The sequence below is a fragment of the Microcoleus sp. A6-C6 genome (genome assembly GCF_036705955.1).
Taxonomy (GTDB): Bacteria; Cyanobacteriota; Cyanobacteriia; order Cyanobacteriales; family Microcoleaceae; genus Microcoleus.
On record NZ_JAUBVR010000025.1, the window covers coordinates 1 to 21,123 of the forward strand.

General features: G+C 47.1%; 16 protein-coding genes. 9 read left to right on the top strand and 7 right to left on the bottom strand.

Annotated features, from left to right (window positions below; translation table 11 throughout):
- Positions 1 to 63 precede the first annotated feature (63 nt).
- The 4 genes from QUB52_RS12475 (at position 64) to QUB52_RS12490 (ending at position 7,159) form a co-directional block, all read left to right on the top strand.
- A complete protein-coding gene (locus QUB52_RS12475) occupies positions 64 to 477 on the top strand; it encodes an endonuclease domain-containing protein (protein ID WP_332974038.1) in 414 nt (137 codons plus the stop codon).
- Positions 478 to 1,446: 969 nt separating this feature from the next.
- Positions 1,447 to 5,649: a CheR family methyltransferase gene (locus QUB52_RS12480; RefSeq protein ID WP_332974036.1), complete on the top strand. Its 4,203-nt coding sequence runs from the start codon at positions 1,447 to 1,449 to the stop codon at positions 5,647 to 5,649.
- A 258-nt stretch (positions 5,650 to 5,907) separates the two neighbouring features.
- Positions 5,908 to 6,288: an endonuclease domain-containing protein gene (locus QUB52_RS12485; RefSeq protein WP_332974035.1), complete on the top strand. Its 381-nt coding sequence runs from the start codon at positions 5,908 to 5,910 to the stop codon at positions 6,286 to 6,288.
- A gap of 130 nt (positions 6,289 to 6,418) precedes the next feature.
- Positions 6,419 to 7,159 carry an HAD family hydrolase gene (locus QUB52_RS12490; RefSeq protein WP_332974033.1) on the top strand — a complete coding sequence of 247 codons (741 nt, stop codon included), beginning with the start codon at positions 6,419 to 6,421 and terminating at the stop codon, positions 7,157 to 7,159.
- A 118-nt stretch (positions 7,160 to 7,277) separates the two neighbouring features.
- Here the strand turns inward: QUB52_RS12490 and QUB52_RS12495 are convergent, their stop codons facing one another.
- Both QUB52_RS12495 and tsaD read right to left on the bottom strand, forming a co-directional pair.
- A complete protein-coding gene (locus tag QUB52_RS12495) occupies positions 7,278 to 7,769 on the bottom strand; it encodes a GNAT family N-acetyltransferase (protein WP_265235157.1) in 492 nt (163 codons plus the stop codon).
- A 46-nt stretch (positions 7,770 to 7,815) separates the two neighbouring features.
- The gene (tsaD, locus tag QUB52_RS12500) at positions 7,816 to 8,889 is read right to left on the bottom strand and encodes a tRNA (adenosine(37)-N6)-threonylcarbamoyltransferase complex transferase subunit TsaD (RefSeq protein WP_265235158.1); all 1,074 of its coding nucleotides are present in this window, start codon (positions 8,887 to 8,889) and stop codon (positions 7,816 to 7,818) included.
- A gap of 346 nt (positions 8,890 to 9,235) precedes the next feature.
- Between tsaD and QUB52_RS12505 the strand changes: the two genes are divergently transcribed.
- The 4 genes from QUB52_RS12505 (at position 9,236) to ilvN (ending at position 12,019) form a co-directional block, all read left to right on the top strand.
- Entirely contained in the window at positions 9,236 to 9,724 is a 489-nt protein-coding gene (locus tag QUB52_RS12505) for a Photosystem I reaction center subunit III (protein WP_265235160.1), read from the top strand.
- Between the two features lie 122 nt (positions 9,725 to 9,846).
- Positions 9,847 to 9,975: a photosystem I reaction center subunit IX gene (gene psaJ / locus QUB52_RS12510; protein WP_265235161.1), complete on the top strand. Its 129-nt coding sequence runs from the start codon at positions 9,847 to 9,849 to the stop codon at positions 9,973 to 9,975.
- Positions 9,976 to 10,264: 289 nt separating this feature from the next.
- A complete protein-coding gene (locus tag QUB52_RS12515; RefSeq protein WP_265235162.1) occupies positions 10,265 to 11,077 on the top strand; it encodes a carbon-nitrogen hydrolase family protein in 813 nt (270 codons plus the stop codon).
- Positions 11,078 to 11,500: 423 nt separating this feature from the next.
- Entirely contained in the window at positions 11,501 to 12,019 is a 519-nt protein-coding gene (ilvN, locus tag QUB52_RS12520; protein WP_265235163.1) for an acetolactate synthase small subunit, read from the top strand.
- A gap of 308 nt (positions 12,020 to 12,327) precedes the next feature.
- On the opposite strand, the gene QUB52_RS12525 is transcribed toward ilvN, so the two are convergent.
- Positions 12,328 to 15,867 (bottom strand): sensor domain-containing protein, encoded by a 3,540-nt coding sequence (locus QUB52_RS12525; protein ID WP_442923402.1) that lies wholly within the window; start codon positions 15,865 to 15,867, stop codon positions 12,328 to 12,330.
- A gap of 133 nt (positions 15,868 to 16,000) precedes the next feature.
- Here QUB52_RS12525 and QUB52_RS12530 point away from each other — a divergent pair, with 133 nt between their 5' ends.
- Positions 16,001 to 17,008, top strand: coding sequence for a zinc-dependent alcohol dehydrogenase family protein (locus QUB52_RS12530; RefSeq protein ID WP_265235165.1), 1,008 nt, complete (start codon positions 16,001 to 16,003; stop codon positions 17,006 to 17,008).
- Between the two features lie 285 nt (positions 17,009 to 17,293).
- On the opposite strand, the gene tnpA is transcribed toward QUB52_RS12530, so the two are convergent.
- From tnpA to QUB52_RS12550, 4 genes are all read right to left on the bottom strand, one after another.
- On the bottom strand, positions 17,294 to 17,716 hold the full coding sequence (tnpA, locus tag QUB52_RS12535; RefSeq protein WP_265235166.1) for an IS200/IS605 family transposase: 423 nt from the start codon (positions 17,714 to 17,716) through the stop codon (positions 17,294 to 17,296).
- 332 nt (positions 17,717 to 18,048) lie between these two features.
- Positions 18,049 to 19,290 (bottom strand): bifunctional ornithine acetyltransferase/N-acetylglutamate synthase, encoded by a 1,242-nt coding sequence (gene argJ, locus QUB52_RS12540; protein ID WP_265235167.1) that lies wholly within the window; start codon positions 19,288 to 19,290, stop codon positions 18,049 to 18,051.
- Positions 19,291 to 19,736: 446 nt separating this feature from the next.
- Positions 19,737 to 19,877 (bottom strand): hypothetical protein, encoded by a 141-nt coding sequence (locus QUB52_RS12545; protein WP_265235169.1) that lies wholly within the window; start codon positions 19,875 to 19,877, stop codon positions 19,737 to 19,739.
- Between the two features lie 61 nt (positions 19,878 to 19,938).
- Entirely contained in the window at positions 19,939 to 20,133 is a 195-nt protein-coding gene (locus QUB52_RS12550; protein ID WP_265235170.1) for a hypothetical protein, read from the bottom strand.
- Between the last annotated feature and the right edge of the window lie 990 nt (positions 20,134 to 21,123).

Consider the following 21,123-nt stretch of genomic DNA (forward strand, 5'->3'; position numbering starts at 1 on the left):
TAAGATATTTGTAGAATCAAATAAGTTATACACTGTCGAAAAATTAAGATTTACCGCAACTTATTGAGCGGATACCCAAAACTTATCCCAATCGCCCAAGAATTTCGGAAAAATCCAACTCCAGCCGAAAAAAAACTTTGGCAAGATTTTCTGAGGAATTTCCCTTTTAGAGTTTTGAGACAGCGGCCGATTGACAATTTTATTGTAGATTTTTATTGTGCTGCTTTAAGATTAGTAATTGAGGTTGATGGAGAGAGTCATTTTACCGAACAGGGGAAACAACATGATGCAGAAAGAACAGGGATTTTAGAGGGGTATGGGCTGAAAGTTGTCAGGTTTACGAATGTTGATGTGTTGCAGTGTTTTGAGGGAGTTTGTCAGGAGTTGTTGGCGGAGGGCGATCGTAATAGCAGAGGCCAGATCCCCCCTAACCCCCCTTCAGAAGGGGGGGACAAGAAGCGATCGGGCATCTCGTAATAGCCGAGGCCAGATCCCCCCTAGCCCCCCTTCAGAAGGGGGGGACAAGAAGCGATCGGGCATCTCGTAATAGCCGAGGCCAGATCCCCCCTAACCCCCCTTCAGAAGGGGGGGACAAGAAGCGATCGAAGTTCCCCTTCAGAAGGGGGGGACAAGAAGCGATCGAAGTTCCCCTTCAGAAGGGGGGGACAAGAAGCGATCGGGCATCTCGTAATAGCCGAGGCCAGATCCCCCCTAGCCCCCCTTAAGAAGGGGGGGATAAGAAGCGAGCGAAGTTCCCCTTAAAAAAGTAGAGTTTGAGTGTTATTGTCCCCTCAAAAAGAGAGAATTTGACCGCTGCTTTTCCCCCGTCAAGAAAAGAGAATTTGAGCGCTGCTTATCCCCGTCAAGAAAAGAGAATTTGAGCGCTGCTTATCCCCATCAAAAAAGGATAATTTGAGCGCTGCTTATCCCCCTCAAAAAAGGATAATTTGAGCGCTGCTTGTCCCCCTCAAAAAAGGATAATTTGAGCGCTTCTTGTCCCCCCCTTCTTAAGGGGGGCTAGGGGGGATCTGGCCTCTGCTAGCAGCGAAAAATCTCAAGGATTTTAGTTTTCAGTTAACACTAATAGCCGATCGCCCCACATCACAAAAGCTAAGCCGATCGCCCCACATCACAAAAGATAAGCCGATCGCCCCACATCACAAAAGATAAGCCGATCGCCAACAATGACATAAGATTTAGCAATTACCTAAAAACCGGGTTTTCATACCAAAAAATCTCGTTACAGCCGCCCACCAGAGTATAAACAATCGATTTCTTCAGTAATTGTGCCTAAGTCCTTTTATCGACGCTCTCACACTGCACCTAAGCCTTAAGGCGGTTGCACAATCTTAGCAATTCAAGCTGCTATTAGAATAGTCCGCATTACTCGGAGGCTGACAAGGGTTGGCTGCTAATAACTGCGTGCGGTAATTAAAATGGATATTTATGAACTTATCTAACGAAGATACATTTGCACCGATCGCCCCCGGTGCGATCGACTTAGAGCTAGAAGCCAAAACCGATGCCCCTTTTCCGATCGTCGGGATTGTGGCCTCTGCTGGAGGGTTGGAAGCATTCATCCAGTTGCTGATTCACTTACCCGCAGATACCGGCATGGCATTTGTGCTGATCCAGCACCTAGCGCCCGATCGCAAAAGCCTGCTGGGCGAAATTCTCAGCAGAACCACGCAAATGCCCGTGGGCGAGGTGGAAGACGCGATCGCCCCAGAACCGAACCATGTTTACATCATTCCGCCGAATACCAAGCTGCTGCTGCTGGAAGGAAGGCTGAAACTGATGCCGAGGGAGAAGGTTTTTGGCAAATATATGCCGGGAGATGCGTTTTTCGAGTCCTTAGCAGTCGATCGGGGGAACAAAGCCATCGCCGTAGTTTTATCGGGAGCCGATGGAGACGGAGCCTTGGGGCTGATGGCCATCAAAGCAGCCGGTGGCGTGACTTTTGCTCAATCCGAAGCAAGCGCAAAATTCGACAGTATGCCCATTACCGCCGTCGCTACAGGCAGTGTAGACTTCATTCTGCCGCCCGAAGCAATTGCGCGGGAACTAGAAAATCTCAGCCGCCATGCCTTTCTAGTCGGGCCGCTCCCCGTCACAATCCCTGAAGAATTGCCAGAACCCGGATCTGCCCTGGGGACTATTTTTGCGCTGCTAAAATCGACCGCAGGCGTTGACTTCACCCACTACAAATCGGCCACCCTGAACCGACGAATGCAGCGGCGGATGCTGCTGTACAAGATGGTACGATTGGAAGATTACGCCCAATATCTGCTCGAATATCCGGCGGAAGTCACAGCTTTGTATGAAGAAATTTTGATCCACGTCACGAGTTTTTTCCGCGACTTAGAAGCTTTTCAACGCTTAAAAGAGCAAGTTTTCCCCACAATTACCCAAAATAAGTCAGCAGAATCTCCGGTGCGGATTTGGGTGGCGGGATGTTCGACTGGTGAAGAGGTTTACTCGATCGCCATTTGCTTGTTAGAGTATTTGGGCGATCGAAATCTGTCGCTGCCGATTCAGATTTTTGCTACAGATATCAGCGAAGGGGCGATCGGCAAAGCGAGGTCTGGCCTGTACTCAGAAAACCAAATGTTAGGCGTTTCCGAAGAGAGACGCACCCGCTTCTTTGTCCCCGTAGAAACAGGCAGATATCGCATCAGCAAAGCAGTCCGCGAACTGTGCGTATTCGCCCGACAAAACTTAGGCATCGATCCGCCTTTTTCTAATCTCGATCTGATTAGCTGCCGCAATGTGCTGATTTATTTAGCAGAACCTTTGCAAAAACGAGTTTTGGCGATTTTTCATTACAGTCTCAACCCAACAGGCTTCTTGATGCTCGGCACTTCCGAAAGTACGGGCAAATCCTCGGACTTCTTTACTTTAGCCGACGGGCCGTCTAAAATTTTTACCAAAAAGTTAACAGCAACTCGTCCCCGACTTTCGTTTACGACGAGTTTCTCTCCCCTCTCCCAACTAGATAATCGGCGGCCAATGAATGCAAATTTTGCCAACAGCTTTGACTTGCAGCGCGAAACAGACCAATTGATTTTAAATCGCTCTGCTTCTGTCGGTGCGGTGGTGAACGACCAGATGGAGATTCTGCAACTGCGGGGAAATACCAATCGCTACTTGAGATTAACACCAGGAACGCCGAGTTTAAATTTGTTCGCAATGGCGGTTTCAGGATTGTCTGCGGAGCTTCGCACCGCAATTTATCAAGCGCAAAGCCAGAATGCGACGGTGAGAAAAAAAGGGGTGAGGGTGGAAGAGGGCGACACGAATTTCGTCAATTTTGAGGTGATTCCGTTCCAACCTGCGATCGTGGAAACGCGCTATTTTTTGGTATTGTTTGAAGAAGCTTTACCCCCAGCGATCGACCTGGGAACCGTAACTTTTGACAGCTTAGAACCAAGCGATTTAGAGCGGGAAATAGTGCGACTGAGGCAGGAAATTGCCACCGCCAACCAAGATAAAACACTGGCTCAAGCGCACCTGCAAGCGGTGGTAGAGGATCAAGAAAATCTCAATCAAGACCTGAGAGTTGCCAACGAAGAAATTATTTCGAGCAATGAAGAACTGCAAAGCATCAACGAAGAACTAGAAACGGCTAAAGAAGAAATTCAAGCTACTAACGAAGAACTGATTACTACTGTCGAGGAACTTCGCACTCGAAATCTCGATTTGCAGCAGGTTAATAATGATGTGACTAATTTGCTTGCTAGTATCAGTATTCCAATTTTAATGCTGGCCGACGATTTGCGGATTCGCAGCTTTACGCCGATGGCGCAGCGACTGTTCAATCTAATTTCTACGGATGTCGGACGCCCGTTTAGCGACATCCGAGCCAATCTGGAAATTCCCAATTTAGAAGCGATGATTTGGGAGGTGATCGATACTCTCAATACCAAAGAACAAGAAGTGCAAACTGCATCGGGATATTGGTACGCCCTCCGCATTCGTCCTTACCGGACGCTTGAAAACCAGATTGAGGGTGTGGTAATAGTTTTGATCGATATTGATGCTCTCAAACGCACTGCTGCAACGTTAGAAACGGCTCGCAATTATGCAGAAACAATTGTGGAAAGCGTGCCGACGCCTTTAATTGTGCTGGATGCTGATTTGCGAGTGAACACTGCCAATCGAGCGTTATACGAAACGTTTCAAGTTTCATCTTCCGAAACCGCCCAAGCTGACTGGTTTGAATGGGCTAACGGGCAGTGGAATATCCCGCAACTGCGAGGGCTTTTGGAAGATATTCGGGTTAATAATGTTGAGATTAACAACTTTGAGATCGAGCAGGTTTTTGAGCTGATCGGGCCGAAAACTCTGCTGATCAATGCTTGTAAAGTTGAACCAGAAGACAGTGTTTCCATGATTCTGCTGTCGATCGAGGATATCACCGCTCGCAAGCAGTTTGAGAAAGAGCGATCGCAGTTATTGGAGCAGGAAAAGTTGGCCCGCGAACAAGCAGAAATTGCTAACCGAACTAAAGACGAATTTCTGGCGAATCTCTCCCACGAATTGCGCAATCCCCTGACTCCGATTCTGGCGTGGACACAAATGCTGCGCGAGGGGAACCTGAAGCAAGCCGCCGCGGATCGCGCTCTAGAGGTGATCGAGCGCAGCGCCAAGGCGCAAGCTCAGTTAATCGAAGATATTCTCGATGTTTCCCGGATTACGAGCGGTAAGCTTCAACTTATCACCTGTGCGATCGATCTGCGGTTAGTGGTGCAAGGTGCGATCGATGGGATTCAATGTTCAGCGGAAGCAAAAAACATTCAAATTGTTTCGCAGTTGACTTCTGCTGTTGTCTTGGGAGATATCGATCGTTTGCAGCAGGTTTTGTGGAATATCCTGTCTAATGCGATTAAGTTTACTCCATCGGCGGGACGAGTGGAAATTGTGCTGGAGGCGATCGACGATCGAGCAGAAATTCGAGTCACCGACACGGGAAAAGGGATTGCACGCGAGTTGTTGCCGCATATTTTCGATCGTTTCCGCCAAGGAGATTCTAGCACCACTAAAACCAATCAAGGTTTGGGATTGGGTTTGTCGATCGTGTACCATCTTGTCGAATTGCACGGGGGAAGAGTGCAAGCCGAAAGTCCGGGTGAGGGACAAGGAACTACCATAATTGTGAGATTGCCTTTGCGAGCATCGGGTGAAGAGTTGACACCGCCAAACGGTTTAGAGTCGGCTGCATTTTCAGAGTCTTTGAACACTTTAGGCGATCGTGTCCCTTCTTTGGAAAATTTGCAGGTGTTAGTTGTCGATGATGAGGCTGATACGCGGGAGCTCTTAAAATATGTGCTGGAACATTACGGCGCTGAGGTTGTGACAGCGGAATCTGTAAGAGCCGCGATGGCTGTTTTGACGGAAAATCCCGGCAGATATGACGTGCTGATCTCGGATTTGGGAATGCCTGAGCAAAACGGATATTCTTTAATTCAGCAAGTGCGAGCTCTTGCTGCGCCAGCCGGAGGAAAAATCCCTGCCGCTGCGCTGACTGCGTATGCGAGCGAGCAAGAGCGCGAAAGGGCGATCGAAGCGGGTTTTCAAACACATATTACGAAACCTGTGAAGCCTGTTCAATTAGTATTAATAGTTGCCAATTTAGCAGGACGATTTTAAATATTTTGGGGTTTTGAGTTATGATATTTTAGATAAGAATTAGCGGTTTCAACTCTTATCCCCCCCTTCTTAAGGGGGGTTAGGGGGGATCTCCGGATCGAGAGGAGGAGAATTATGACCAAATACGGTTCACTTAACATATTTATGCCCCGGAGATCCCCCTAAATCCCCCTTAAGAAGGGGGACTTTGAGAACTCTCTTATCCCCCCCTTCTTAAGGGGGGTTAGGGGGGATCTCCGGATCGAGAGGAGGAGAATTATGACCAAATTAAACGACTCCAATTTCCACCTACCTTACAACCCAAAACTTATCCCAATCGCCCAAGAACTTCGGAAAAATCCAACTCCAGCCGAAAAAAAACTTTGGCAAGATTTTCTGAGAAATTTCCCTTTTCGAGTTTTGAGACAGCGGCCTATTGACAATTTTATCGTAGATTTTTATTGTGCTGCTTTAAGATTGGTAATTGAGGTTGATGGAGAAAGTCATTTTACCGAACAGGGGAAACAACATGATGCAGAAAGAACAGGAATTTTAGAGGGGTATGGGCTGAAAGTTGTCAGGTTGACGAATGTTGATGTGTTGCAGTGTTTTGAGGGTGTTTGTCGGGAGTTGTTGGCGGAGGGCGATCGTAATAGCTAGGGCCTAGATCCCCCCTAACCCCCCTTCTTAAGGGGGGGACAAGAGTATCATTTTCCTTTAAAAACAATTGCCAAAAAGAGCACAACATGAGACAATACAAAAAAATATAAAAATTCGGGAGTTATGATTCTTGGTAACTATTAAATGTCGGGGCATTACCTTCTCAAATATCCAAGCTGTAATCTTCGACAAAGACGGCACTCTAGAGGATTCTCAGGAGTTTTTGAGATTGTTGGGAATTAAGCGAGCGCGCCTCGCAGATGCTCAAATTCCGGGCGTTGGAGAGCCTTTACAAATGGCTTTGGGTATCAATGGCGCTAGCATCGACCCCACGGGTTTACTAGCAGTCGGTAGTCGCAGGGAAAATGAGATTGTTGCAGCGGGATACATCGCGGAAACTGGCAGGGGATGGCTGGAATCTTTAACTATTGCGCGCCGCGCTTTTGATGAAGCTGACGAAATGTTTAAAAATGCGTCTTCTTCTCCGATGTTTGTCGGCAGTTTGGAAGTGCTGAAAAATCTTTCGGAAGCTGGTTTGAAGCTGGGAATTCTGTCGGCTGCTACGACTGCGGCAGTGCAAAAGTTTGTGAAACACCACGAATTAAGCGATTGGATTCAGTTAGAAATGGGAGTTGATTCAACGCTTCACAAGCCTGATGCGAAATTGTTTTTGCAAGCTTGCGAAAAACTCGGAGTAAATCCCGCAGCCACTTTGATGGTGGGAGATTCGGCGGGTGATATTCAGATGGGTAAAGATGCTGGCGCGGCTGGCTGTATCGGGATTTGTTGGGGAAATGCTGAGGTTAATCATCTGGAAAAGGCTGATGTGGCGATCGCATCTTTGGATGAGATGATAATTGTAGCAGAGTAGGGACACGGCAATGCCGTTTCCTCCAAATCTTTTCGGGCGGGCTAGAAGCCCACCCCACAAAAGCTAGGGAAACGGCAATGCCGTTTCCTCCAAATCAGGACACGGCATTGCCGTTTCCCTACAAACAACGCAGGCCAAGAATTATTACATCTCTTTCCACGCCCTCAAGTTCGGCAATTTTTGGCAGATATCCCCACTGCTGAAACCCAAATTTCTCGAACAATCTTAAACTCGGCTGATTGTGAGCAAAAATTATGCCCATCAGCGTTTTGAGTTGCAATTGTGGACTCCGCATGATTGCCGATTGCAATAATTTTTGTCCGATTTGGCAGCGTTGGCGATCGGGCGCGACGTAGATGCTAACTTCTGCGGTATGCTGATAGGCGGCGCGTCCGTAGAAAAGCTGAAAACTCAGCCAGCCAACGATATTTTGTTCTGATTCCATTACCCAAATCGGCAAGGAATTGGGAGAATGTTCTCTGTACCACGCCAGACGGCTTTCGACGGAGACTGGTTTTAAATCTGCTGTGGCCATTCTCCCTGGTATTGCTGCGTTGTATATTTGGACAATTGCGGGTAAATCGCTTTCAATTGCGTCGCGGATTTTCATCGTTTGGTTGACTGTTGACTGTTGACTAATGACTAATGACTAATGACTAATGACTCTTGTAAAGTTCCATGACATCGCTAACGGGCATCCGCGAATTTGCTCCCAATGTCAGCGGTGATATGTGTCCCCGCTGCAAGTGTTCTGCCGCCGCACAGCCGATCATTGCTGCGTTATCTGTGCAATATTTTAATGGGGGAAACAATACTCGCAAGTTGTTTTTGACTGCGGCGGCTTGTAAGTGTTTTCGGAGTCCGCTGTTGGCTGCGACTCCTCCACCGACTACTATAGTGCTAAGTCCTAAATTTAGTGCACAGGCGATCGACCTTTTAGTTAAACCCTTGGCTACTGTTTCCTGAAAGCTAGCCGCAATATCATTAATTGTAGAGGCAGCCAAGATGCCTTCGCCACCAGCATTAATATCTTGTTTTTTGAGTTTCTGCACTAATTGCAAAACTGCTGTTTTCAAACCACTAAAGCTGCTGTCGTAGGGATGGTAGCCACCACCAGGCAGCGAAATTCTGCCTTCTGGTAGAGGGTACGCTTGGGGATTGCCAAGGGCGGCCAATTTGTCCATCAGCGGCCCGCCGGGATATCCTAGCTGTAAAAGTCTGGCGACTTTATCAAACGCTTCGCCCGCCGCATCGTCGCGGGTTTGTCCTACTGTTTCGTAAACGCCGCAATCTTTAACATAAATTAAGCTGGTGTGTCCGCCGGAAACTAATAGACACAAAAATGGTGGCTGTAAGTCGGGTTCGATTAGGTAAGAAGCGTAAATGTGTCCTTCGAGGTGGTGGACACCTAAAAAGGGTTTTTGGTGGACTATTGCCAAGGTTTTCGCCGCTGTCAACCCGACTAACAATGCACCTACTAAACCGGGGGCGCAAGTCGCTGCAATGCCGTCAATTTCTGACCAACTCAGGTTGGCTTCACTCAGACACTGGGCAATTACCTGATTTAGCATTTCTAGGTGACTCCGCGAAGCTACTTCGGGCACTACCCCGCCGTACTGCTCGTGGATTTTAATTTGTGATGCTACAACATTGCTGCAAACTTGACGATTCTTAACAATTGCTGCTGCTGTTTCGTCACAACTTGTTTCGATCGCGAAAATGGTTGCCATTAATCTGGTAATTTTATTTGATAGGTTAGCTATTGCTAGCTTAACTAATTTGGCGCAAGTCCCCCGCGCCAGCCTGTACTCAGGTTATTGTTAGGGATATTTGCCCGATCGCGACAGTTAAGCCCATCATTAGATACAGGCTGTGAAATATCCTCGCGGTATTGCTAGCTTGCCACTGACTGATGTACTGATGCGATCAAACGCGAATTCCTAATTCTATTGGGATTTGCCGCATCAACGATCAATGCTTCGCATTGTCAACAAATGCGGTAATCTGGATTAGAGATCGGCAAGTTGAAATGCTTGTAGAAAAAATTATTGTTTTGTAACAAAAGGAAACAATTTCATGCGACGATTGTTTGCTGCAATTTTAGTGGTTAGTCTGTGGATCAGTTTTGCTCCAGTTGCTTCGGCCTACAATTTGGTGCCGTGCAAGGACTCCCCCGCGTTCCAGGAACTGGCTAAAAATGCTCGTTCTACCAATGGCGACCCAGCATCTGCGAAGGCAAGATTCGATCGCTATTCTGCGGCTATGTGCGGCCCGGAAGGATACCCACACTTAATCGTAGATGGTAACTTGGCTTATGCTGGCGACTTTTTGATTCCCAGCCTGCTGTTCTTGTATATTGCTGGTTGGATTGGTTGGGTAGGCCGCGCTTATCTGCAAATCGCCAAAAAATCAGCGACTCCAGAGGAAAAAGAGATTATTATCGACGTTCCTGTGGCAATCTCCTGTATGCTGAGCGGCGTTTTATGGCCTCTAGCAGCACTCAAGGAAATCACCACTGGTGAAATGTTTGCCAAGGATGATGAAATTACTGTTTCCCCCCGCTAAAATAGGGAAATGGAGCGAACGCTAATAGCTAAGAGTTAAGCAATTAACTGCAAGTTAGCAATTAGCGTCTTACCGAGCGATCGGCAATTACCAACTGTCTCAAAATTTCAGGAGCAGAATTCATGCAATATTTTGTCAAGTTTCTTTCAACCGCACCAGTATTGGCAACGATTTGGATTGCTATTCAAGCGGCCGGTTTGATTGAATTTAACCGCTTTTTCCCTGACTTGCTTTTCCATCCGATGCCTTAAGATTTGACCGAAATTAGGTCTTAAAGTCTTGGGTAAAAAAGTTGAGAGTTTTGAATTTTGAGTGAAAGGTTAAAGGTTAATTGAAAACTCAAATATCAAAACTCTCAAACTATATATAGCCTTTCTCAGTGACATGAGGTGAGCATAGGGCATAGGGCATAGGGCATAGGGCATAGGGCATAGGGCATAGGGCATTGTTGACTACTGACTACTGACTACTGACTACTGACTATTGACTACTGACTATTGACTAAATGACTATTGACTAAATGACTAATATTGTGAATCGATGAAGTCTTATATCGCCGCAGCAATTCAAATGACTAGCTTGCCTGACCTGCGAAAAAATTTGGTGCAGGCAGAGGAATTAATCGACTTGGCAGTACGTCAGGGTGCGGAGTTAGTTTCCTTACCAGAAAATTTCTCGTTTATGGGAGAAGAGGAGGAAAAGATTGCTTCAGCAGAGGCGATCGGACTCCAAAGCGAAAAATTCCTCAAAACGATGGCCCAACGCTTCCAGGTGACGATTCTGGGCGGCGGATTTCCGGTGCCGACGGATGGGGGGAAGGTCTATAATACTTGCTTGCTGATAGACCCAAACGGCACCGAAGTTGCCAGGTACAAAAAAGTACATTTGTTCGATGTGAATGTGCCAGACGGGATTACTTACAGGGAATCGAACACTGTGAAAGCTGGTGAAGATTTGCCGCCGGTTTATGTGTCGCCGGAGTTGGGGACGCTGGGACTTTCGGTGTGCTATGACGTGCGGTTCCCGGAAGTGTACAGGCATTTGTCTCACAAGGGTGCTGATGTTTTGTTCGTGCCGGCGGCGTTTACAGCGTACACTGGCAAGGATCACTGGAAGGTGTTGTTGCAAGCTAGGGCGATCGAGAATACTTGTTATGCGATCGCCCCGGCGCAGACTGGACACCACTACGGCCGCCGTCAAACTCACGGTCACGCGATGATTGTAGACCCTTGGGGTGTGGTTTTGGCGGATGCTGGAGAGGAACCGGGTGTGGCGATTGCAGAGATTAATCCCGATCGACTAGAACAAGTCCGCCGCCAAATGCCATCGCTGCAACACCGGGTTTTTCTGTGAGTTGTGGTGGCTTGGTACTTCGTAATTTTGAGACCAATTGGTCTCAAAATTGCAGTTTCCGTCAGCCACCAGACCTAAATAGTTTTTATTCGGTCGCGTAATTGTGTACGTTCGTACACGAAAAAACTTGGATCGTGTGCGGCCAGAACCTGGTTGGGGCGGGTTTAGGGTTGAGATAAAGCCGATCCCCCCTAACCCCCCTTCTTAAGGGGGGGGACAGGAGTGCTATCAAAGTCCCCTTCTTAAGGGGGATTTAGGGGGATCGAGACTGCGATAAAAGCGAAATTTATCAAGAGGTTTTTTTCCCGCAGATGAACGGCTAATAACTCGCGATAAAATGTCTAATGCAGGTTCAAGTGCACTTCTGCTAAAAGGCGAATTGACGACAGTAGAATTGCACAAAATGCGTCTTTTTTTGGAGAAATGAAACACACTCTTTCGGTTTTAGTAGAAGATGAAGCGGGTGTCCTCACTCGAATTGCTGGTTTATTTGCCCGTCGGGGTTTTAATATTGAAAGTCTGGCCGTTGGCCCGGCGGAACAAGTTGGTGTGTCTCGGATTACGATGGTTGTACCGGGAGATGACCAGATTATTGAACAGTTGACTAAGCAACTGTACAAGTTAATTAATGTGCTGAAAGTTCAGGATATAACCGAAATTCCCTGCGTGGAAAGGGAGTTGATGTTGCTGAAAGTTAATTCTGCTACCGGGACGCGATCGGAGATCATTGAGTTAGCTCAGATTTTTAGAGCGCGGGTGGTGGATATTGGTGATGATACGCTGACTTTGGAAGTTGTGGGAGATCCTGGTAAAATGGTGGCGATTGTCCAGGTTCTGAATAGGTTTGGGATTAAGGAAATTGCTCGGACTGGGAAAATTGCCATGACTCGCGAGTCGGGCGTAAATACTGAGTTTCTTAAGTCTTTGGAAGCGAAAGTTTAAGTCAGTTGTCAGTTGACAGTTGACAGTTGATAGTTGTCAGTTGATAGTTGTCAGTTGATAGTTGTGAGTTGTCATTGGTCACAAAGTATCTTTTAACTTTTAACTTTCGACTTCTGATTACAAATGACCAATCACTAAGGATATCGTGTCCGGTTGTATCAGAATCATAATTTTCCGAGTTCAGCACTTTGATTCAGCTTAGCTCGCGAGATGCTCGCATTGCGTTATCATTCCGATGTAACCCAACTCGATATGACAACTCGATATGACAACTGTCAACTGTCAACTGTCAACTGTCAACTGACTAATTACCATACTGGTTGACTTTCTATCAAATTTGTGGCTGTTATACTGTCTACGGCTTTTGAAAAAAAGTATCCCTGTCCGTATTCGCATTGCAGGGCTCTGAGCAAATTAAGCTGTTCGATGGTTTCGATTCCTTCAGCAATTACATCCATGTCTAAATGACTGGCTAAAATTAGAATAGTCTGTACAATGGCTTCGTTTCCTTCATCTTCCGTCATGCGGCTGACAAAAGCTCGATCGATCTTTAAGGCATCAGTGGGAAAAGTGTGCAAGCGGCTTAAAGAAGAATAGCCCGTTCCGAAATCGTCAATATATAATTCAATTTCTAAATTTTTCAATTCCGTGAGGATAGCGGCGGCTGATTCGGCATTGTCCATGATCACGCCTTCAGTAATTTCTAACTTAAAAGTGCGGGGGTCAAGCTGAGTTTCTTGTAAAATTTCGCTCAGGCGATCGATTAAATCTGGCTGTTTAAATTGTTCGTTAGAAAGGTTGACGCTGACAGTCAATGGCGGATTTGCTGGGAATTTTTGGTGCCACTCGTGGATCTGACGGCAAGCCGATCGCATCATCCACCAACCAATAGGTACAATCAATCTAGTTTCTTCTGCGACTAAAATAAACTCGCCGGGAGAGACTAAACCCCGATCGGGGTGATACCATCGCAGCAGCGCTTCAAAACCGCTGATTCTACCGCTAGTTAGAGAGACGATGGGCTGGTAGTAAAGCCGAAATTCCTCGGAGTCTAGAGCGCGCCGTAGGTCGTTTTCCAGTTGCAACAGGGCGACGGCGCGAGTGTGCATACTTAAGTCAAAAACTTCATGGCGAGCTTTGCCCAATCCCTTGGCGTGATACATGGCAGCATCTGCATCTCGCAGCAGTTCTTCGGGTCGATCGTACAATATTCGGAACGGCACCGGGAGAACTGGGGAGTCGGGAGATAGGCAAGACAAAACAGTTTCCCGATCGACATTTCCCAGATTTGCTGGACTAGAAAATTCGCTGCTTGGACTCGAAGGCTGCGGCAAACCAGAACAAACAATGCCAATGCTAGCACTGCTAAAAACTTGATATTCGTTGAGGTAAAAAGGCTCTGCCAGTTCCGCTTGCACTCGTTCGGCAATGACGATCGCATCATCGGTGTTTTTGATATTTTCCAGCAAAATAGCGAATTCGTCGCCGCCGAGACGGGCAACGGTATCTCCAGTGCGCAAACAGATTTCCAAGCGCTGCGCGATCGCGATCAGCAAGCGATCGCCCACTAAATGCCCCAAACTGTCATTAACAACCTTAAAGCGGTCTAGATCGATAAACAGCACCGCAAACAAAACTTCGGGACAGCGTTTTGAAAGCTCGATCGCGTGTCCCAAACGATCCATAAATAAAGCTCTGTTTGGCAAACCCGTTAGCGTATCGTGCAAAGCATCGTGTACTAACTTGTCTTCGGCTATTTTGCGGAGGGTGATATCTTCGACAGTACCTTCGTAGTAAAGCAAATTGTCGTCAGCGTCGCGAACATCCCGGCCATTCTCGGAAACCCAGATGGTGCTGCCGTCAGCGCGGTAAACTTGGGACTCGAACTCAGACACAGAACCGTGTTTTTCGATCGCGCGCAAAAACTCGACGCGGCGGTTGGGATCGAGGTATAGTTGGTGATCGATATCGTGGATGTTTGCGATCAGTTCAGAGGCAGACTCGTAGCCATAAATTCTCGCCAAAGCCGGGTTAGCACTGAGGTATCGTCCGTCGGGCGTTGTCTGAAAAATTCCTTCGATCGCGTTTTCAAAGATGCTGCGGTATTTCTCTTCGGCTTGTTGCAGTGCGAATTCTGCCTGCTTGCGATCGCTGATATCCGTCAGCGTCCCCAGATAGCCGAGAACTTCCCCGCTGTTGGCAATTTCCGGCACTGCTTGCCAAAATATCCAGGTTGTGCGATCGCCGTTGCAAAAGCGGTACTCTAACTTACAAGACAACTTGTCTTTGACAGCGCGATACCACAGGCTCAAAACGCGATCGCGGTCTTCGGGATGCAAACTTTGAGCCCAACCTTCGCCTAGTGCATTTGGCGCAGTCAGTCCCGCCATCTCCAAAAATCGCTCGTTGACATACAAGCAATCTCCAGCAGCGTCGGCGCGCAAAATCCCGACTGGCAGTATTTTAGCTAAGGTGTAATAGCGATATTCGCTTTCTAGCAGGGCGCTGGCAGCTACTTTAGTCTCTGTGATGTCAAACATTGCGCCTTGAAGGATCACAGACTTGCTTGCTTCATCGCGAACTGCGATCGCTCGATCGCGGAACCAGACAACTCTGCCGTTCCGGGCGATCGCGCGGTATTCTGAAACTAGCGGCGCGTCGCCAAAGATATCTTCTCCGTCGGTAAATTTCTGTGTGGCGTTTTCAACTAACACGCGATCGCGGTCTTCTGGGTGAACGAGTTTCAGCCACAGATCTGGGTCTGCCTTCCATTCAGCTACAGAATAACCCAGAAAAGTCTCGATTTGAGGGCTGATATAAAGTTTGGCATTGCGGTTGAGCGGAGAAATGTAGGTGACAGCCGGCATTTGTTCTACAAGGGCGCAGTATTTCGCTTCTACGGTGCAGAGTGCTGCTTCTAGGCGCTGCCGTTCTAATTCGGCGGCGGCCCGTCCGGCAAAGATGCTGATGATTAGTTGAAATTTGGCAAGATTTGATTCTACCAAGGGGCGATCGTGTAAAATACAAATAATCCCTAAAGGTTCGCCGTAAGAGTTTTTGAGCAAGACTCCGAGGAAACTGCGCGCGCCTGTAACGATCGGTCTGCGGTCTTGTGGGAAGGTTTCTAGGAGACAGTCTGGACAGGAGTACATTCCCTGCTCAAACACCAGCGCTTCGGGAGTATTGGCGGTGTTGCACTCAAAGTTTGGCTGCTGCTGTCCGTCGCTCCAAAAACTGATAACTTGTAATTGATCGGGATCAGTATCGGCGCGTTTTATCGACTTAATTGATTTGTAAACAACGGCGCTGCGAACTCCGAGTGCTGAGGCTAAGTGGCGAACTAAGGCATCAAAAAATTCTGCTCCTCCGGGCGAATTAGTACCTGTTAAGATGTCGCCTAGCAAGTCTTCTTCTAATTGCGGGGAAGCCCGAACTTTGGGTGGGTTGACATTGGGAGGGTTGTTGTCATTTTGGGCGATCGAACCTTGGATGCTCAGACTAACGGTTTTGCTGGTGGAAGGCCCTACAAGAGGCGAAGAATTCACAGTTGAGCGTTGTTGCTGGGCGAAGAATAGATTGCAGCCAATACTTAAAAGTTTACCCAAGAAGCTGTCTGCGATCGCCAACAGATTTGAGTTGGGGAAAATCAAAAACTTTTTCCAAATTTTCAATCCCGCAAATAAATCGGGCTGTAATTCTGTCAACAGCGGTTGCTCTGCGGCGCTTGGCAGACTGGGAGGCCTTCGCTGCCACTTGAGATAAATCGCGGACGCCAGGGCTAAAGTCGCCGATAATCCCAGAAGGTATGCAAGAATCTTAAAGTAAAGGAATAAATCTAGATCGAACATCGATTAGCACCGCTCGACAATTGTTGTAGTTATCTGAAGCCAATCTATTTAAAAATAACTAAGTATCGTCACAAATGGGTAACGAATACAAGGTAGGATCGGAGGTGAAGACGAAAATAGAGTTAATACCCTGATGAAAGCGATCGTTTTTGAAACGCCCGGAAGCCCGTCCGTATTGAAACTGCAAGATATCCCCGCTCCTACTATACAAACAGAAACTGAAGTTTTGGTGAAGTTGCGGGCGGCGGGGATTAATCCGATAGATACTAAGTTGCGATCGCGCGGCACTTTTTACCCCGAAAAAACTCCTCATGTTTTGGGGTGCGACGGTGCTGGAGTCGTAGAGGCTGTCGGTGCTGCTGTGCAGAGTTTCCAAGTCGGAGACGAGGTTTTTTTCTGCAATGGCGGTTTGGGTGGGTCGATCGGTACTTATGCGGAGTTTGCCGTTGTAGACGAACGTTTTCTCGCCATCAAGCCTGCTGCTTTAAGTTTTGCTGAGGCGGCGGCTGCACCGTTAGTTTTAATTACAGCATGGGAATCGCTGTACGATCGAGGGCGCTTGCAAGCTGGCCAAAAAGTGCTAATTCTAGCAGGTGCAGGCGGTGTCGGCCACGTCGCGGTACAATTGGCTGCATTGCAGGGTGCTGAGGTTTGCACTACTGTTAGTTCCGAAGCAAAAGCCGAATTTGTAAGGCAGTTAGGTGCAGATTCAGTTATTTTATACAAAAATACCGATGTTGTCGATGAAGTTTTGACTTGGACTCAGGGACAAGGAGTTGACTTGGCTTTCGATACTGTCGGGGGAGAAACTTTTTACCAAACTATTCCGGCTGTCAAGATTTATGGAGATTTGGTAACAATTTTGGAACCAGATCCGGATTTGGGGAATTTGAAAACGGCGAGAATGCGCAATCTGCGGATCAGTTTGGAGTTAATGTTAACTCCGATGTTGCAAGGTTTGGAACAGGAACAGGAAGATCAAGCTAATATTTTGCGGCAGTGTGCTGGTTTGTGCGATCGTAATTTGCTCAAAATTCATGTCAGCAAAACTTTTCCGCTAGCACAAGCTCAAGCTGCGCATGAATTGTTAGAAACAGGCTCGGTGACGGGTAAAATAGTGCTTGAAATTGCGGGCGATTGAGATTGCGGGCGAATGGAATTCGCGGAGATTCCCGGCGAATCGAATTCGCGGCGACATAAACAAAACCCGCCTCCGCGGGTTGAAGAAATTTTGGATTCAAGAATCGCGGGCGATTGAGATTCCCGGCGAATGGAATTCGCGGCGACACATACGAAACCCGCCTCCGCGGGTTGAAGAAATTTTGGATTCAAGAATCGCGGGCGATTGAGATTCCCGGCGAATGGAATTCGCGGCGACACATACGAAACCCGCCTCCGCGGGTTGAAGAATTACGGGCAATTGCGATTATGTAGTGATTTTTGAAGTCAGTTCCCAATGAGGAATCATTGATTTCTCCTTGTGGTGAACAGCTTGATTTTTGATATATTTAGCCACAACGTCGAGCCCATCATGGCTAACAGTAAATGCCCCATAGCTGCCTTGCCATTTAAAAAATTCACCCGGTTTAATTTCGTGAGTGATTAAATGGGAAGAACTACCCTTGACTTGCTTAATTATCTCAAATACCGCCAAAGTCGTCGGAAAAGCTGTTAACAGGTGAACGTGATCTTCTATACCACCAACAGCAATCACCGTGCATCCCAACTTCTGACATTCTGCAATAATTGCTGCATAGATTACTTGTTGAATATCAGAAGTAATCAACGGCAATCTATCCCAGGTTGACCAAGTAAAATGGATATATAACTGCGTAAAATTGTCTCTCATTGCTATTAAAACTGTGTGAAATTTGTCTTCAACCCACGGAGGTGGGTTTTGTCTGTGTCGCCGCGATTTCAATCGCCGAGACATCTTCAACCCACGGAGGTGGGTTTTGTCTGTGTCGCCGCGAACTCGATTCGCCGGGGCTGCCGCGATTTCAATCGCCGAGACATCTTCAACCCACGGAGGTGGGTTTTGTCTGTGTCGCCGCGAATTCGATTCGCCGGGGCTGCCGCGATTTCAATCGCCGAGACATCTTCAACCCGCGGAGGCGGGTTTTGTCTGTGTCGCCGCGAATTCGATTCGCCGGGGCTGCCGCGATTTCAATCGCCGGGGCATTAAGTCGTATACTCCGCGTTAATCTTCACGTAGTCGTAACTCAAATCGCATCCCCAAGCCTTCGCAAAACCGCCGCCATTCCCGACAGCAACCTGAATTAAAACCGTGTCTTCCTTCAGATATTCACCAGCAGCCGCCGCCTTCATATAATTACTCGCAGCAGATTTATCGAACTCCTTCGGTTGTCCATTTTCCATCATCAAAAAATCTCCCAATTGAATCCGCAAATTCTCTTGATCGAAAGGAACACCAGCGCGCCCCGCAGCCGCCGCAATCCTTCCCCAATTCGGATCGCGTCCAAAAATAGCAGCTTTTACCAAAGAAGAACCGACAATTATTTTGGCAATTTTACTCGCAGAAACTTCGTCGGTGGCGCCGCTAACTTGTACTTCCACCAAACAAGTTGCACCTTCACCATCGCGGGCGATTGCTTTTGCTAAATGCACGCAAACTTCTGTTAGCATCGCCTCTAATTTCTCAGCCTCCGGGCCCATTTCTGTAATCGCTGGCGTGCGGGATTGGCCGTTAGTTAAAGCAATTAGCGAATCGTTGGTACTGGTATCGCCGTCAACAGTAATTTGATTGAAACTTCTGTCAGCCGCCCGACTCACCATTTCCTGCCATAGATGGGACGACACTGCTGCATCACAAGTTACAAATGCGAGCATTGTTGCCATATTCGGGTGAATCATTCCTGAACCTTTGCAAATGCCGCCGATCCGCACGGGGCGATCGCCAAACATGGTTTCCAGGGCGATCGTTTTCGGGACTAAATCAGTCGTACAGATAGCCTTAGCAGCCGCATCAGAACCAGTTTCCGATGCCTCAGCAACCAATCGCGGAATTGCCGCCCTCAACGGCTCCATTTTAATCCGCTGTCCGATCACGCCAGTGGAGGCCAAAAGAATTGATTCTGAAGGAATATTCAGCGCTTCTCCCAACAATTTGGCGCTTTCGAGGGCATCTGCTAAGCCTGCTTCGCCAGTCGCAGCATTTGCTTGTCCGGCATTGCACAAAATGGCTTTGGCGCTGGGTTTAGCTTGTAGTAGTTGGCGGCAGTAGTCCACACAAGCGGCCCGGACGGTGGATGTGGTGAAGACTCCTGCGGCGATCGCGTCCACTTCTGATAAAATTAAACTTAAATCCGGTAAGCCTGAAGGCTTCAAACCCGCTGTAATTCCCGATGCTCGATATCCTCTGGGTGCTGTAACTCCGCCGTCAATTTCTTTCCAGTCCGACATGATGACCTCCCTAGTAGCCTTCAATCTGCTGAAAAGGGATTATATCAAGTTTCTAGGCACAAACGTCTTTTATTCTTTGTGATGTATACGTTTGAGGCGAGCCAACTCTCATGCAAGCTCACCTTTTGCTCACAAGCACTACAACCGAAATCTTGCCAATTGGCAATTGCCAATGACTACTGATACCATTTTTTTAAAGATGTGATAGAGATAAAATACCGCCAGACATTGATAATTCTGTCTTTGAGTTTTTACATAAGTCTTGCATAACTTTAAAAAAATGGTATGACTACTGACTACTGACTAATTACTAATAAAAACAATCGCGACTGCTTTTTGATATCGATATCAAGAAGCAGTCGCGATGGTTTTGTAACTAACATAATTAATTTTTAGTTGGCAAACAACAAACTCGATTCAACTGTCTGGGTGTTGAAAAAAATGAGTTATTTGCGATCGACATTCGCCTGAGAACCAGCATCTAAACCAACTTCAGCAGCCGCGCGGCTCAGCATCGATTCCTGACGGTTTTTGACGAGGTGTTGGTGGCGCATCATCAGGCTGCGCGCTTGTTGTTGAGTTGACATAACTGATTTCTCCAAATTATAGGTAATAACTTCGTAGACAATTGTCGAAATTGAGCTTGCCCTAGCTCATGGTGGCGTTGCTGCGATCGTAACTGGCTTGAAGGCTGGGCTGTGGTTTGCCTTGAATGTGGCCCCAGTAGTGGGTATCTTCCATCCCGACTTCAGTGGCGCTGCGGTTGAGCATGGATTGCTGCCGGTTCTTCACCATCTGGTGGTGGCGCATCATCAGAGAGCGGGCTTGATTTTCGGTAGACATATGCGGTTCCTCCGTCTTCCTGGATTTAATATTGGGCTGTTTTTCTGTTCCTACTTATAAATATATCAGATAATTCTGTATCTAAAGCTACCGAATTGAAATTAGTAACAAAAATTTACAATTGGGTGAGAAGTGCGATCGAGATTGCAGGGAGTGCGTTAGCGAAGCCCTCGAAGAGGATCGCCCTTCCCTGAGAAAAAGTTAAAGTTGTCAAGGGCGATTCCCTAGGGGATAGCTTCGCTCGCGCGCACCGGCGCGATGCCTAAAAGTGCGTTAGCGAAGCCCACCCCTACGGGGGCTGCGCCAACGAAGAGGATCGCGCTTCCCTCAATACTTCGGACAGTTTTGCCACACGGACACTCCGCGAGCATTCCGCTAAAAAGTCACTGGGATTTTCACCAAAAAGACAAAAAAAGGTACTTTTTGCGTTAAGCTCAAAAACAGACGAACTTAAAAAAATGCTTAATAAATATTCTAGAATCTATCTTACAAAAAATGTCAGGGATTAGTCAATCCCCAACAAGTTTATGGTAATTTTATTTGACACCATATTGCTTGTTTATGGCAAGGTGAACTTTACCAATCTGAGCCCTTATAGTTCATTGAGTAAAAAAAACTGATATTCGTCATTTTTTAAAGAATTTTGATTTGAGCGAATTTCACCAATACCTTATCAAGAAAGCCTTGAACTGTAAGCTAAAAATTATTGCGACCATCGATTGTTCATTAATTAATGAAAGGGGCAAAAAACTGAAGAAAAAGCTACTTTTTAATTTATTTTCGGAGCTATTCGTGTTTTCAATAGCCTCTTGTAAACGCCGGAAATTCAATACAAATATACTTTACACCTTTATTAATAAGTTAGATTTAGACCCTAATTTAATTTTAAATCACCCTAACCTTCCGTCAGTCCTATCCTATGGTACTCTCGCTGCTCAAAAACTGTCCGAAGTATTGTTAAGTAAGAGTGCTAAGTTTCAAAAAATGCGT

What these genes read in the sequence shown, in the direction of transcription:
- QUB52_RS12480 (WP_332974036.1), top strand. Translation starts at nt 1,447, where the DNA reads ATGAACTTATCTAACGAAGATACATTTGCACCGATCGCCCCCGGTGCG.
- QUB52_RS12485 (WP_332974035.1), top strand. Translation starts at nt 5,908, where the DNA reads ATGACCAAATTAAACGACTCCAATTTCCACCTACCTTACAACCCAAAA.
- QUB52_RS12495 (WP_265235157.1), bottom strand. Translation starts at nt 7,769, where the DNA reads ATGAAAATCCGCGACGCAATTGAAAGCGATTTACCCGCAATTGTCCAA.
- tsaD (WP_265235158.1), bottom strand. Translation starts at nt 8,889, where the DNA reads ATGGCAACCATTTTCGCGATCGAAACAAGTTGTGACGAAACAGCAGCA.
- QUB52_RS12505 (WP_265235160.1), top strand. Translation starts at nt 9,236, where the DNA reads ATGCGACGATTGTTTGCTGCAATTTTAGTGGTTAGTCTGTGGATCAGT.
- psaJ (WP_265235161.1), top strand. Translation starts at nt 9,847, where the DNA reads ATGCAATATTTTGTCAAGTTTCTTTCAACCGCACCAGTATTGGCAACG.
- QUB52_RS12515 (WP_265235162.1), top strand. Translation starts at nt 10,265, where the DNA reads ATGAAGTCTTATATCGCCGCAGCAATTCAAATGACTAGCTTGCCTGAC.
- ilvN (WP_265235163.1), top strand. Translation starts at nt 11,501, where the DNA reads ATGAAACACACTCTTTCGGTTTTAGTAGAAGATGAAGCGGGTGTCCTC.
- QUB52_RS12525 (WP_442923402.1), bottom strand. Translation starts at nt 15,867, where the DNA reads ATGTTCGATCTAGATTTATTCCTTTACTTTAAGATTCTTGCATACCTT.
- QUB52_RS12530 (WP_265235165.1), top strand. Translation starts at nt 16,001, where the DNA reads ATGAAAGCGATCGTTTTTGAAACGCCCGGAAGCCCGTCCGTATTGAAA.
- tnpA (WP_265235166.1), bottom strand. Translation starts at nt 17,716, where the DNA reads ATGAGAGACAATTTTACGCAGTTATATATCCATTTTACTTGGTCAACC.
- argJ (WP_265235167.1), bottom strand. Translation starts at nt 19,290, where the DNA reads ATGTCGGACTGGAAAGAAATTGACGGCGGAGTTACAGCACCCAGAGGA.
- QUB52_RS12545 (WP_265235169.1), bottom strand. Translation starts at nt 19,877, where the DNA reads ATGTCAACTCAACAACAAGCGCGCAGCCTGATGATGCGCCACCAACAC.
- QUB52_RS12550 (WP_265235170.1), bottom strand. Translation starts at nt 20,133, where the DNA reads ATGTCTACCGAAAATCAAGCCCGCTCTCTGATGATGCGCCACCACCAG.